The organism is Candidatus Desulfatibia sp. (assembly GCF_036446775.1).
Classification (GTDB): Bacteria; Desulfobacterota; Desulfobacteria; order Desulfobacterales; family UBA11574; genus Desulfatibia_A.
Genome location: NZ_JAZFTO010000364.1, coordinates 1 through 13,009, shown reverse-complemented (window position 1 = coordinate 13,009; position 13,009 = coordinate 1). Strand labels below are relative to the sequence as shown.

10 protein-coding genes are annotated in these 13,009 nt (G+C 45.6%); 1 reads left to right on the top strand and 9 read right to left on the bottom strand.

Annotated features, from left to right (window positions below):
• The coding region (kdsB, locus tag V3S16_RS16640; RefSeq protein ID WP_413886979.1) for a 3-deoxy-manno-octulosonate cytidylyltransferase at positions 1–494 on the bottom strand (494 nt) is incomplete at its 3' end.
• Between the two features lie 260 nt (positions 495–754).
• On the opposite strand from kdsB, the gene larB reads away from it, so the two are divergent.
• Positions 755–1,504 carry a nickel pincer cofactor biosynthesis protein LarB gene (gene larB, locus V3S16_RS16635; RefSeq protein WP_413886978.1) on the top strand — a complete coding sequence of 250 codons (750 nt, stop codon included), beginning with the start codon at positions 755–757 and terminating at the stop codon, positions 1,502–1,504.
• Between the two features lie 163 nt (positions 1,505–1,667).
• Here the strand turns inward: larB and V3S16_RS16630 are convergent, their stop codons facing one another.
• The 8 genes from V3S16_RS16630 to argC form a co-directional block, all read right to left on the bottom strand.
• Complete coding sequence (locus tag V3S16_RS16630) at positions 1,668–1,997, bottom strand: HIT domain-containing protein (protein WP_413886976.1); 330 nt, start codon at positions 1,995–1,997, stop codon at positions 1,668–1,670.
• A 369-nt stretch (positions 1,998–2,366) separates the two neighbouring features.
• Positions 2,367–2,978: a leucyl/phenylalanyl-tRNA--protein transferase gene (aat, locus tag V3S16_RS16625; RefSeq protein ID WP_413886974.1), complete on the bottom strand. Its 612-nt coding sequence runs from the start codon at positions 2,976–2,978 to the stop codon at positions 2,367–2,369.
• A gap of 122 nt (positions 2,979–3,100) precedes the next feature.
• Positions 3,101–5,338 (bottom strand): ATP-dependent Clp protease ATP-binding subunit ClpA, encoded by a 2,238-nt coding sequence (gene clpA, locus V3S16_RS16620; protein ID WP_413886972.1) that lies wholly within the window; start codon positions 5,336–5,338, stop codon positions 3,101–3,103.
• Between the two features lie 3 nt (positions 5,339–5,341).
• Positions 5,342–5,656, bottom strand: a complete 315-nt coding sequence (gene clpS / locus V3S16_RS16615) for an ATP-dependent Clp protease adapter ClpS (RefSeq protein WP_413886970.1) — start codon at positions 5,654–5,656, stop codon at positions 5,342–5,344.
• Positions 5,657–6,024: 368 nt separating this feature from the next.
• Entirely contained in the window at positions 6,025–8,550 is a 2,526-nt protein-coding gene (secA, locus tag V3S16_RS16610) for a preprotein translocase subunit SecA (RefSeq protein ID WP_413886968.1), read from the bottom strand.
• A 587-nt stretch (positions 8,551–9,137) separates the two neighbouring features.
• On the bottom strand, positions 9,138–10,064 hold the full coding sequence (locus V3S16_RS16605; RefSeq protein WP_413886966.1) for a M23 family metallopeptidase: 927 nt from the start codon (positions 10,062–10,064) through the stop codon (positions 9,138–9,140).
• Positions 10,065–10,508: 444 nt separating this feature from the next.
• Positions 10,509–11,417, bottom strand: a complete 909-nt coding sequence (folD, locus tag V3S16_RS16600) for a bifunctional methylenetetrahydrofolate dehydrogenase/methenyltetrahydrofolate cyclohydrolase FolD (RefSeq protein WP_413886964.1) — start codon at positions 11,415–11,417, stop codon at positions 10,509–10,511.
• 258 nt (positions 11,418–11,675) lie between these two features.
• Positions 11,676–12,713: an N-acetyl-gamma-glutamyl-phosphate reductase gene (argC, locus tag V3S16_RS16595; RefSeq protein WP_413886962.1), complete on the bottom strand. Its 1,038-nt coding sequence runs from the start codon at positions 12,711–12,713 to the stop codon at positions 11,676–11,678.
• Positions 12,714–13,009: the final 296 nt, after the last annotated feature.

Genomic DNA, 13,009 nt, shown 5'->3' with positions numbered 1-13,009 from the left:
GCGCAGGGAATCGGTGATCTGGAAAAGTACAGCGCATATCCCTGGTTATCTATGGTCACTTTACAATGCCTGGGATCGGTTATCTCGTCTTTATTGACAATTTTAAAGGCCAGCGTACTGATTTCAACACCTGCTTCGTTCATAAAAGGGCTGACAACATCATTTAGATGCTGGGGCACAACACAGGGCTGATCCCCTTGAATGTTTACCACTATGTCATCAGGATCAAGGCCTATCCTGGCTGCGGCCTCCGCCACTCGATCGGTACCTGTACGGTTGTCCGCACCTGTCATGACAGCTTGGCCGCCAAACTCCAGGACGGCATCATAAATGCGCTGATCATCAGTGGCAACCGTAACATCCGCAACAATTTCAGACAGTTTAGCGCACTCATATACTCGCTGGATCATCGATTTACCATGAATAGGACTAAGAGGTTTACCTTCATAGCGGGTTGAGCTATATCTGGCAGGAATAATTACAATAACCTTCATGAATACTCTCCAAAAATAAAATCGTGTTACGATTTTATAAAACTCCCGCCCTGCTGAAAGCGGGACGGGATCTAATAAGCGAAAAGTTTACCCGCCTGGCGGGTAAACCACAGCCCTCTGGGCTGCGGCACCGCCCTTTCGCCTTAATAAGGATTTTATTGACCGGGCTATGATTATTAGTTAGTGTCCACTAGTTAAAGGTATCGATAACCGCTTTTAAAATCTCAAATTTCTTTACAAAGGTAAAGGGTGCTTGTTAAATGGATAAAGAATCGCTGCTTCAGATCCTTAGTAATGTAGCCGCCGGCAAAACTTCGGTCGAAGAGGCTGCCAAAACACTAAAAAATCTGTCATTCGAAGACATCAACTATGCCCATATAGACCATCATCGCAGCCTGCGCAAGGGGTTTCCCGAAGTGATTTTCGGTCAGGAGAAAACCTCTGACCAAATTATTGGTATCATGGAAAAAATGCTGCACCAGGAAAATATCGTCTTGGTGACGCGCATCGATCAAAATCAGTCCGGCAAAGTAGTTTCACACTTTCCCGAGGCAGTCTACCACCAGGACGCACGCATGGTCATCCTGGAGAAAAAAAAGATGCCGATCCAGGGGAAAGGGACCATTCTGGTGCTCTCGGCCGGAACATCCGACATCCCGATTGCCAAAGAAGCTTATTTAACCGCTGAGGCTATGGGCAATCGCGTGGAATCGGTTTTTGATGTCGGCGTAGCCGGCATTCACCGTCTGCTTGACCATCAAACCATGATCGATAAGGCATCGGTCTTGATTGTAGTGGCCGGAATGGAAGGAGCGCTCCCCAGCGTGGTCGCCGGCATGGTCAGCCGGCCGGTCATTGCCGTTCCCACCAGTGTTGGCTACGGAGTCAGCCTGGGAGGACTGACGGCCCTTTTTGCCATGTTAAACAGCTGCAGTTCCAATGTTGCCGTGGTAAACATCGACAACGGATTCGGCGCCGGATATGTGGCGTCTGTCATCAACCGAAGCTAGCGATGCTCCGCCTCCCCTGCCAGTTTCCCGCTCTAGGTATACCAAAGCGACCAGGCTCCGCGATTCTGGATGCTGGCTGCTCGATGCTGGATAGGAAAATAAGGAATTCATCATTTTATCCAGTATCCAGAGACCAGTATCAAGCATCTTGTGGTATCTTCACTTAATTCCAACCACCGACCAGATGCAGATGCAAATGGAAAATAACCTGGCCCCCTCCCCTTTCAACGTTAAAAAAAAGCTTGTAGCCGGATTTCGCTATCCCCATTTTTTGGGCCATGTCTCTTGCATTTGTGATAATTTCAGATACGATCTCGCTGTCATCCGCTATCAAATCATTAATGCTGCGGATATGTTTCCTGGGAACAACCAAAAGATGAGTGGGGGCAATCGGATTAATATCCTTAAATACAATTAAGGTCTCGTTTTCGAACAATAACTCCGTCGGAATCTCCTTGCTTAAAATTTTACAGAACGTACAATTTTTCTCCATTGCAACCCATCCTTTCTTGAGCCTAAATTGAACTCGTTCAACTCTCGCTATGTCGTCTCTTCTTCATCCGATTTTCACCGAAGTCAATGTAACAAAACATAATTCAATACATTAGCTATACCATTTTAACATACTGTATTTATAGTTCTCTCGCCCGCTTCGCTCGAGTCCACAGAGTTCACAAAAATTATTTTTTTGTTCTGATTTTTTGAGAGGAAAATCAGAACAAATGTTCAACCCTTAAAAGCAAACTTCCAGTGAAGCTGGATCTTAGTTTGATCTGGATTGCCCTCTCAGCAATCCAGATCAAAGCTTTGTGTGCTCTGTGAGCTCTGTGAGAGATATAAAATAGCCATTTATGAATGGAAACTAAAATGACCACCGCCCCTTCCTGGTCGGTGCTTCCAGGGATTTTTTGAGCTGTTTTAAAAAAATATCCCGCGGCATTTCCCTGGCGCCGAAACGGATCAAATGCGCCGTGGTAATCTGGCAGTCCATCATATCAAAGGATAATGTTTTTAAATGTTCTACAAGTTTGACTAATGTTATATTGGAAGCATTGCTGATACGACTGAACATGGATTCACCAAAAAAACATTTCCCCATTGAAACCCCGTATATCCCGCCGGCCAGCCCTCCTTTGTACCAGGCCTCCACTGAATGAGCTAACCCGGCAGCATGTAGCCGGCAGTAAGCATCGATCATCTCCTGAACAACCCAGGTTCCTTCATTCTTTTCGATTCGAATTTGAGCACACGAATTTATGACCTGATCAAAGGCCGTATCAATGGTTAGGTGGAACTTGTCTTGCTTGATGATTTTCTTCAGGGTTTTTGAAATCCGGATCTCTTCAGGATACAGCACCAGGCGCGGATCGGGTGACCACCACAGAATCGGTTCACCATCAGAGTACCATGGAAAAATTCCCATGCTATAGGCCAGCAGAAGGCGCTCCTGGCTCAGATCGCCGCCTACAGCCAATAAACCTTCCTTAGGGGCAAGATAGGGCGGGGGAAATTCTATTTTATCGGATAACAGAAAAACCGGCATGTATTATGTAGATGGTTGGGTCGTTGAGGTTCAACCGGATTTATGGATGGACACTAACTAAAGTCAAAGGTCAGCTTTTCATCTTCAAGGTCCACGAAGACTTCGCCTCCTTTTTCAAGGCACCCGAACAGAATCTCGCTGGTGAGGATGTCTTTAATTTCCGTTTGTATCACCCGGCCCAGCGGCCTTGCTCCGTAACGGGGATCATGACCATTCTGGGCCAGCCACGCGCGTGCATTGTCGGAGTAGCTTAATGAGACCTTTTTTAAGGACAACTGCCCTTTCAGCTCTTGCATAAACTTGTCCACCACCAGCTTCATGATCTCCGAATTCAGCGCATTGAAGTGGATGATACCGTCCAGGCGGTTTCTGAATTCCGGGCTGAAAAACTTTTCAGCAGCCTTTTTTCCTTTGTCTTTGGTATCATACTGCGTATCACCAAAACCGATGGTCTGGCTGCTCATTTCTCTGGTGCCGACATTGGATGTCATCATGATGATAACGTTTCTGAAATCGGCCTTCTTCCCATTATTGTCTGTCAGGGTAGCATGATCCAGAACCTGCAACAATATATTATACATATCCGGATGCGCTTTTTCAATTTCATCCAGCAACAGAACGCTGTAAGGGTGCTTACGCACACCGTCCGTCAAAAGTCCCCCCTGTTCAAAGCCGATATAACCCGGGGGGGCACCTATCAGCCGGGCCACGGCATGCTTTTCCATATACTCGCTCATGTCAAACCGCAGGAACTGAACGCCCAAAACTATCGCCACCTGCCGGGTCACTTCTGTCTTGCCGACCCCGGTAGGGCCGGTAAACAGAAAAGATCCCACGGGTCTGCCGGGAGTTCCCAGGCCTGCACGGGAGCGCTGTATGGCAGTAACCAGGGATTTAATGGCTTCATCCTGTCCGAAAACGACTTTCTTGAGACTATCACCAAGAGATTCCAATTTTATTTTGTCGGGTATTGATACGCTGATGGCCGGGATTCTGGCCATTTTGGCCACAATTTTTTCAATATCCTTAGGGTTGATTTTCTTTCTGTGAGAACCACCCGAAAGTCTAACATACGCCCCGGCTTCATCGATCACATCAATGGCCTTGTCCGGCAAATAACGGTCATGGAGATATTTGACGGATAGTTCAACCGCGGCTTTCAGAGCCTGGTCGGTATAAACAATGCCGTGATGGTCCTCATAGCGAGATCTCAGTCCTTTCAAAATTTGAATGGCTTCGGGAACCGGTGGTTCAAAAATTTCAATCTTCTCAAAACGACGAGAAAAAGCCCGATCTTTTTCAAAAAAATTCTTGTATTCCTCAAAGGTGGTCGAACCAATACACCGCAAGTCACCGGTCTGCAAAGCCGGCTTCAATATATTGGATGCGTCCATGGAACCTCTGCTGGTGGCCCCGGCCCCGACCGTTGTATGTATCTCGTCAATAAATAAAATCGCATTTTTTTTCTTTTTCAACGCGGCCAGCACCCCTTTTAAGCGCTGCTCAAAATCACCGCGAAACTTTGTACCGGCCAACAGTCCGCCAAGATCAAGTGAATAGATGCGAACATCTTTAAGTAAATCAGGAACAGCTCCGGCGTTTATCTTAAGCGCCAACCCTTCGGCCATAGCGGTTTTCCCAACGCCGGGATCACCGATATAAACCGGGTTGTTTTTACGTCGTCGGCACAACACCTGAATCGTCCGTTCGATTTCAAGTTCTCGGCCGATCAGGGGATCAAGCTTTCCCTGGGCGGCCTGCTCGACAAGATCGATAGTGAAAAGTTCAAGGGGATCAGCTTTCTTTTTCTTGGTGTCTTTCGCAGTTTTTACCGGCCCTTCCAGCTCTTCCTTGAAAGGTATTTTGGCAACGTTATGGGAAATGTAATTTAAAACATCAAGGCGGGTAATGCCTTCAGCATTCAAAAAATACTCGGCATGGGAATCTTTTTCCAAAAAAATCGATGCCAGGATATCACCAACCGAAACCTCTTGTTTTTCAGCCGAACGAACCTGATTTACCGCCCTTTGAATAACGCGTTGAAAACCGACGGTCTGTTGCAGGACATATTCATCCCCTTCGGGCAGGCTTTCCATGCGTTCATTGAAAAATATCTCAAGGGCGTTTTTAAGGTTCTCGACACTACCACCGCCGGTTTCAATAATTTCCGCGCCGTCGCTGTCGAACAGAATAGCAAACAGCAAGTGCTCAATAGAGACATACTCATGGCGCCTCTTTTTTGCTTCTCTGACAGCAACACCAAGCGTTTCGCTAAGTTGTTTATTGATCATGACTTATTCTTTCTCCATAGTACATTTCAGGGGAAAACCTTGTCCACGGGCTACGGCATGTACAGTTTCCACCTTGGTTTCAGACACCTCATATGTGTATACGCCGCACAGACCTATCCCCTTACGGTGAACGTTCAGCATAATATTTACTGCTTCCTCAGGCGATTTATTAAAAACAAGCATAAGAATTTCTACAACAAAATCCATTGCAGTATAGTCATCGTTGTGAAGCAAAACTCTGTACATGGGAGGTTCGCGTAATTCGTCCCGGATTTCGGAATCGACCTCCTCTTCCAGTTCAGGGTTATACTCACTCATTGAACCTTTCTCCCATCTGACCCACAGACCTCGTAAACAATGACAGATTGCGGGGAAAATTTTGGACAAAACGCGCCATTTCTGATCAAAGAGTTGGGTTCAAAGGTTCAATGTTCAAAGGTTCAGAGGTTGATCCCCTCATTTAATTACCCCTATGGAATTAATGGTATAGGAAAAAAGCGCGAAGCGATTAACCCGACTCGGCTGCCTTCGACATGAGCTCAGGCCGAATGTAGCTCGTCGCAGGCTGAACGCTGAACCCTGAACCTTTGAACCCGTGAACGGTTACCCTAAATATAACAATTAATATCCGGCCTTGTAAAGGGGCTAATCAAATAAAATCGCGGAGCGATTTTATCTAATGTGCCCTACCGGCCACAGCACTTCTTGTATTTTTTCCCGCTTCCGCAGGAACATGGTGCGTTACGGCCGATTTTTTTTGCGGTGCGCCGAACCGGTTTTTTCTTTTCAGGTTCATCACCACCGGAAAATGAGAGATTCTGCTCCTTAGGCCGTCGTAAATCCGCTATTCTTTCAGGTTCAGATATCTGAATTCTGAACAGGATACTCAGCGTCTCTTCCTTAATCCTGGAGATCATGTCCTGAAACAGTTCAAACCCTTCCTTTTTATATACAATTAAGGGATTCTGCTGCCCGTAGCCTCGCAGACCGATACCCTCTTTTAGATGATCCATGCTAAGAAGATGGTCCTTCCAGAGGCTGTCTACGGTTTGCAGCATGATAATACGTTCCAGGTTTCTGAAATCATCAGTTCCAACTACAGCCTCCTTTTCATTATATTTTTGGATGCTAAAATCAAAAATCAATTCCGCCAGTCCTTCGCGGGTCAACGCGTTCAGGGTGTCGTCGTCCGGATTGCCAGGGCGGAAGCTAAACTGCTTGAAGACCGCTTTATTAATCCCTTTCCAGTCCCATTCTTCAGCCAGGGTCCTGTCATCGACAAAAAAATCTGCGATCTCTTCAGCCTTTTCACTGATCATGTCTTCAATGGCTGGTTTCAGACTTTTTCCATCGAGAGCTTCACGGCGTTGCCGGTAGATAACTTCACGCTGCTGATTCATCACATCATCATATTCTAACAATTGTTTTCTAATATCGAAATTGTGGCCCTCGACCTTGCCTTGAGCACTTTCAATGGCTCTGCTGATGATGTTAGCCTCGATGGGCTCGTCCTCTTCCAAACCCAATTTGTCCATAATATTGGTTATACGTTCCCCTCCGAATATCCGTAAAAGATCGTCCTCCAGAGCCAGATAAAACCGTGATGAACCGTGATCGCCCTGCCGTCCGGACCGGCCTCTGAGCTGATTATCGATACGTCTGCTCTCGTGCCGTTCAGTACCTATGATATGAAGCCCGCCAAGTTCAGTCACACCTTCTCCCAGTACGATGTCAGTTCCGCGACCTGCCATATTGGTTGAAATCGTAACCGCATTCTTCTGGCCGGCCATGGCAATGATCTCAGCTTCCTTTTCATGATTTTTGGCATTCAATACCGTATGTTTGATGCCTCTTTTTTTTAATTTTTTAGCTAAATTTTCGGAAATATCAATGGAAATAGTGCCAACCAGAACCGGTTGACCTTTTTGATTAAGTTCGACGATTTCATTCAAAACGGCATTGAATTTCTCTTGCTTGGTTTTGTAGATCACATCCGGATAATCGGTTCTTATCATGGGTTTGTCGGTAGGGATAACCAGGACATCAAGATCATATATTTTTTTAAATTCAGCAGCTTCCGTATCGGCCGTACCGGTCATTCCGGCCAGTTTGTTGTACATTCTGAAATAGTTCTGAAAGGTAACAGTGGCCAGAGTCTGATTTTCGTTTTCTATTTTGACGTTCTCTTTGGCTTCAAGCGCCTGGTGCAACCCCTCACTGTAGCGGCGCCCGGGCATCAGGCGCCCGGTAAATTCATCGACGATGATCACTTCATTATTTTTGACGATATAGTCGACATCACGTTTAAACAGGGTGTGGGCTTTTAAAGCCTGGTTAATATGATGCAGCAGCTCAATATTTCTGGCATCGTAGAGGTTGTCAACCTTTAGCACTTGCTCTGCTTTAGCAATACCTTCTTCTGTCAAGATGGCTGCCCGGGCTTTTTCATCCAGTGTATAGTCGCTATCAAGAACCAGGCGAGGAATTATGCTGTTAACCCGACGGTAAAGATCTGTCGATTTCTCGGCCGGACCGGAAATGATTAAAGGGGTTCGGGCCTCGTCAATCAAGATACTGTCTACTTCATCAACGATGGCAAAGTTAAGCTCGCCTTGGACAACTTCAACCTTGGAAAACTTCATGTTATCTCTCAAGTAATCAAAGCCGAACTCATTATTGGTCCCATACGTGATATCTTCACTGTATGCCGCTTTGCGCTCATTATCATCCAAACCGTGCAATATCGAGCCGACCGAAAGACCTAAAAAATTATAAATATGACCCATCCATTCCGTATCACGCCTAGCCAGATAATCGTTCACGGTAATAATATGGACGCCCCGACCGCTTAAGGCGTTTAGATAGGCCGGAAGGGTAGCGGCCAGTGTTTTACCTTCACCGGTCTTCATCTCAGCGATTTTTCCCTGATGAAGACTAATACCACCGATCAACTGGGCATCAAAATGCCGCATTCCAAGCGTGCGTATCGAGGCCTCCCTGACTGTTGCAAAGGTTTCCGCAAGAATATCATCAAGCGATTCACCGTTTTGTATTCGTTCTTTGAATAACACCCTCTGGTTTTTGAGCGTGGCATCACTCATGGACTGAATTTCCGGTTCCAGAGCATTAATCCTCTCAATTGCGGGCCTAATTTTATTTAATTCCCGTTCGTTTTTGCTTCCAAAAACTTTTGTTAAAAAATTTATGACCATTAATAAAACTTCCTCCTGGTACTTAGTTAATGATGCGTTTTGGGCTGCTTATTTTAATAAAATAATTCAACTATCACAATGATGCAAGTAAAGAATCCGGGCTCAGAGGACCCGGTTTTGGTTTACCCCTGGAAGGGGTTAATAATTACAGTGCATTAAGTGCCTATGTCTGGTTAGCCGGTTAACCGGTTAGCCCGTTGTCCGGTATTAAATTACGGGCTAACGGTCATAACGGGCCAACGGGCACAACTTTGTTTGGCTTTAGTTCACTTCGTTCGACCTGAGGCTCTCGACAGGCTAGCTCACTTCAAACCCTGGTCCAGACCGATCACCAATACGCTTTACTCAAAAAGCCAGATTTTGAAGGATGCATAGGATACATCATATATATTCGGGTCGCGCCAGGGCGGGCTTTAGGCCCTTTTAACGGTCTTTGGCAGAGCCAGATATCTCTGACCCCCGCAAGGCGGGGCAGGCTTGGCCCAGAGGACCAGGTTTGTCAGGACTAAATAAAAAGGGAATATTTGCGGTGCGTCAAACGGTTATAGATAGACGAGGTCAAACAAGGAAAGAAAAAACTGAAATATTTAGTTCAAAATGTATTTTATAGGGCTTACCGGAATTCCGTTCAAAAGAACCTCATAATGTACATGCGGGCCGGTAGTTCGACCTGAGAGACCAACACGTCCAATCATATCACCCCGTTTTACGGCTTCACCGCGTTTTTTAAATATCTTTTTAAGATGTCCATAGCGGGTGACGATTCCATGACCGTGATCAATTGCAACTAGCTTGCCCAATAACCCTTTGGTACCTGTAAAGCTAATAATGCCATCAGCCGTAGCAATAACGGGTGTTGCCATACGCGTGGCAATATCCAACCCTTTATGGAATTCGCGCAGGCCGGTGAAGGGTGATATGCGATTGCCGAATGCGGAAGTGGTCCATCCTTTGACCGGGCGAATTGCCGGTGTGGAGGATAACAGATTGCGCTGATCTTGCAGAAAAGTGAAAAGAGATTCAAACCCTTCCTGCTGCTTGCCGGATGCGAGCTCGAGTTGCCTGGTCTGCGCATGCATTTCGCGCATCAAGCTGTTATGTTTTTCAGTCAGCGGAATTTTGGTATCAAGATCATCGGGAATTGAACCACCGACACCAAAAAGGCTGTCTTGATCAGTCGTTTTCTCAATGTTGGCGATAATGCGTATCTTTTTTTCAAAATCGTTCAAGGCAATCAGCTTGAATTTTAAGGCCGTAATCTCATCGGCAAACTTTTGAACCTGGTTGCGCTGGCCGGCGATTTCATCCGATTGCTGAGAAATTATGATCTGTAGTTCCGGGTGGCCGGAAACAGTTTTTTTGAGGTTGGAATAATCATAAATAACATAGGTTAGTAAGACCAGGCTGGCCGCAAACAAAACGCCTAAAAAGCGAAGCATAGCCCTGGAAACGGTAAATTGTTTGACTGGGGAGCTGGTATTACTTAGAATAAAAAAGGAAATTTTTTTGCGCATAATCAAATAACTTTAGTGAACAGTCCTGTTTTGTGCTCAAATTACCTTTCTTTTTATACTTTTTACAAAGGTGGGACTTTAAATAACTTTTAATTTCAACAGATTACACAACTTCATGCGAACTAAATTTTATTTATAACTATTATCATGAATTAAATACAAATGTCAATGATTTAAGTTGTTTTAGTTAATTTTTTTAATACTTTTGACCTTGATGAATTCGTAAAAAGTCGCATTCAATTAGAGATGGCTAAGTAAAAAGGTTCATATACAAGGCGTAGTATTTTTTCAGGAACGAGGCCATACATGTAGTATGCCTAATGTCTGCAAAAATACTACAACCCGCCTGAGGCGGACAAGCGCAGTAGATGGGACTTTTTACGAGGCCATCAAGTTTTACTCGGAGGCTTCAGGACATAAAATCAACCCCAATTTTATATCATTTTAGGCGATCCCCAAACTGAATTTAAGGGATTTTAAGGTGTTTTTCATCAGCATGGTAATGGTCATGGGGCCAACACCACCCGGCACCGGGGTAATCCAACCGGCAATTTCCTTGGCAGCATCAAAGTCAACATCACCACTTAAAATCGCAATCTTTTTGCCGGTCTTTTCACTGATCTTTTCTCCGACCCTGTTGACACCTACATCAATGACGCAGGCACCCGGTTTGATCCACTCGGGTTTCACCAGTCCGGGAACACCGGCGGCAACAATCAGAATGTCTGCGCGTTTACAATGGCCGGCCAGATCTTTTGTGCGGGTATGAACAACTGTAACCGTTGAATTGGCGCCTTCACCTTTCTGTAACATCATATTGGCTATAGGTTTGCCGACAATATTCGAGCGCCCCACAACAACAACTTCGGCCCCGCTGGTCTCAACACCGGCCCTAACAATCATTTCCTGAATGCCTGCCGGCGTACAGGGAGGAAACTTAACTTCCGCACCGCCGATCATCAGGCGCCCAACGTTTACCGGGTGGAATCCATCCACATCCTTATCAGGATCGATGGCATTGAGAACCTTTTTCTCATCGATTTGGTCGGGTAGAGGCAACTGTACCAGGATACCATGGATGGAATCATCCTTGTTGTATTTGTCAACAAGGCCCAGAAGCGCCTCTTCGGAAAGATCCGGCGGCTGACTGTCCTGGATTTCATTAAAACCAAGCTTTTGGGCGGTTTTAATTTTCGCGGTTACATAAGAAATAGAAGCCGGGTCTTCGCCGACCATAATGGTTACAAGGCCGGGTACAACACCGTGTTTTTCTTTAACTTCATTAACCTCGGCTTCAATCTCTTTAAGAATCTCGTCCCTGATTTCAGTTCCCTTAATCAGTTTTGCAGACATTTTTAATCTCCTTTCATAAATGATTATAGATTTATTCAAAAATCTTTATTCCGTCATCATGATTGGAAAACCGTTTTTGTTTAGACCATTAAATTATTAATGTCAATCAAATCGTATTTAATATGAGGGGTCAGGGAGTTTTTATCATAGAGTATTATCTGTCAGCGGAATGGATGATCTTTTTTTAAAGCGTGTGTTGTTTGAGTGTATTAGGGATCCGTTAGAAAGAACAGACGTATGCCGCAATTGTTTCCTGATTTAAAATGGAAAAGGTGCCGCCATCAGTCCGGCGGATTCATCGAGTCCCAACATGATATTCATATTCTGGACAGCCTGCCCGGCCGCCCCTTTCCCCATGTTGTCGATGGCCGACATCAGGATCAACCGGTTGTTGCGCTGATCGATCTTGAACCCGATGTCGCAATAATTGCTCCCCTTAACATGCATGGTATCGGGCGGACGGCCGTCCGGGCATATCCGGACAAACCGGCGGTTCGAATAATATGCAGCCAGGCAGTCTCGAACTTTTTCAGGGCTGAGCTGCTCAGTCGGAACAGCATATATGGTCGTTAATATCCCCCGGGTCATGGGGACCAGGTGCGGTACAAATGACAGGTTGACCGGTTTGGCAAGTACCAGTCCCAATACTGCTTCCATCTCCGAGTTGTGGCGGTGCTCGGCAACTTTGTAAGCTTTGCAGGATTCGTTGGCTTCGCAAAAATGCGTTGTCAGCGCCAGTGATCGCCCGGCACCGCTAACCCCGGACTTTGAATCCGCAATTATTGTCTCAAAATCTAATAATTGCTCTTTCAACAGGGGTATCAGCGGCAAAAGAACGCTGGTGGAGTAACATCCGGGATTACCGACAATGTCGGCGTTTTTAATTTCATCAAAAAAGATTTCACAAAGCCCGTAAACTGCTTTTGCTAATAAATCCCTGGCCGTATGCGGCTGGTAAAACGATTCATAAATTGCGGCATCCTTGTATCTGAAATCGGCGCTAAAGTCGACGACCTTCTTGCCCCTTTGAATTAGCTCGGGGACGATTGACATGGGAAGTTTGTGGGGAAGCGCCGTGAAGACCAGATCCGCCCGGTCACAAACACGCTCCACGGAAACTTCTTCGCAAACAAGGTCGACAAAACCCGCCATTGCAGGATACACCCTGTCAAACCTTTCGCCGGCATACTGCCGGGAAGTAAGAACAGTCAGTTCGATATCGGGATGAGTGCAAAGTATGCGAACAAGCTCGGCACCCGCATATCCCGTTGCACCGATTACACCAATCCTGGTCATAATACCCCCTTATTCATCGCCATTTTTCTAATAATCATGTTGGTTATTCCTAATTGCATAGTTGATCCATGGGTCGATGGAGTAATGGAGTATTGGAGTAATGTCCGGTGATGATTTGATATATGGGTATTCCTTTTCATCACTCCAACACTCCATTACTCCAAAGTTAGTTACTACAAAAGCTCACTTAAGCATCCCAATTCCATAAAAGTATCAAGAGGTTTTTAAGACGATTAAATCCGATAAATTTGTAAAAAGTGAAACATGTAATGTAAAACAAATCCAAATTGAACACT

Excerpts from the sequence above, each read along its gene's own strand:
- larB (WP_413886978.1), top strand. The coding sequence starts at position 755 with ATGGATAAAGAATCGCTGCTTCAGATCCTTAGTAATGTAGCCGCCGGC.
- V3S16_RS16630 (WP_413886976.1), bottom strand. The coding sequence starts at position 1,997 with ATGGAGAAAAATTGTACGTTCTGTAAAATTTTAAGCAAGGAGATTCCG.
- clpA (WP_413886972.1), bottom strand. The coding sequence starts at position 5,338 with ATGATCAATAAACAACTTAGCGAAACGCTTGGTGTTGCTGTCAGAGAA.
- clpS (WP_413886970.1), bottom strand. The coding sequence starts at position 5,656 with ATGAGTGAGTATAACCCTGAACTGGAAGAGGAGGTCGATTCCGAAATC.
- secA (WP_413886968.1), bottom strand. The coding sequence starts at position 8,550 with ATGGTCATAAATTTTTTAACAAAAGTTTTTGGAAGCAAAAACGAACGG.
- V3S16_RS16605 (WP_413886966.1), bottom strand. The coding sequence starts at position 10,064 with ATGCGCAAAAAAATTTCCTTTTTTATTCTAAGTAATACCAGCTCCCCA.
- folD (WP_413886964.1), bottom strand. The coding sequence starts at position 11,417 with ATGTCTGCAAAACTGATTAAGGGAACTGAAATCAGGGACGAGATTCTT.
- argC (WP_413886962.1), bottom strand. The coding sequence starts at position 12,713 with ATGACCAGGATTGGTGTAATCGGTGCAACGGGATATGCGGGTGCCGAG.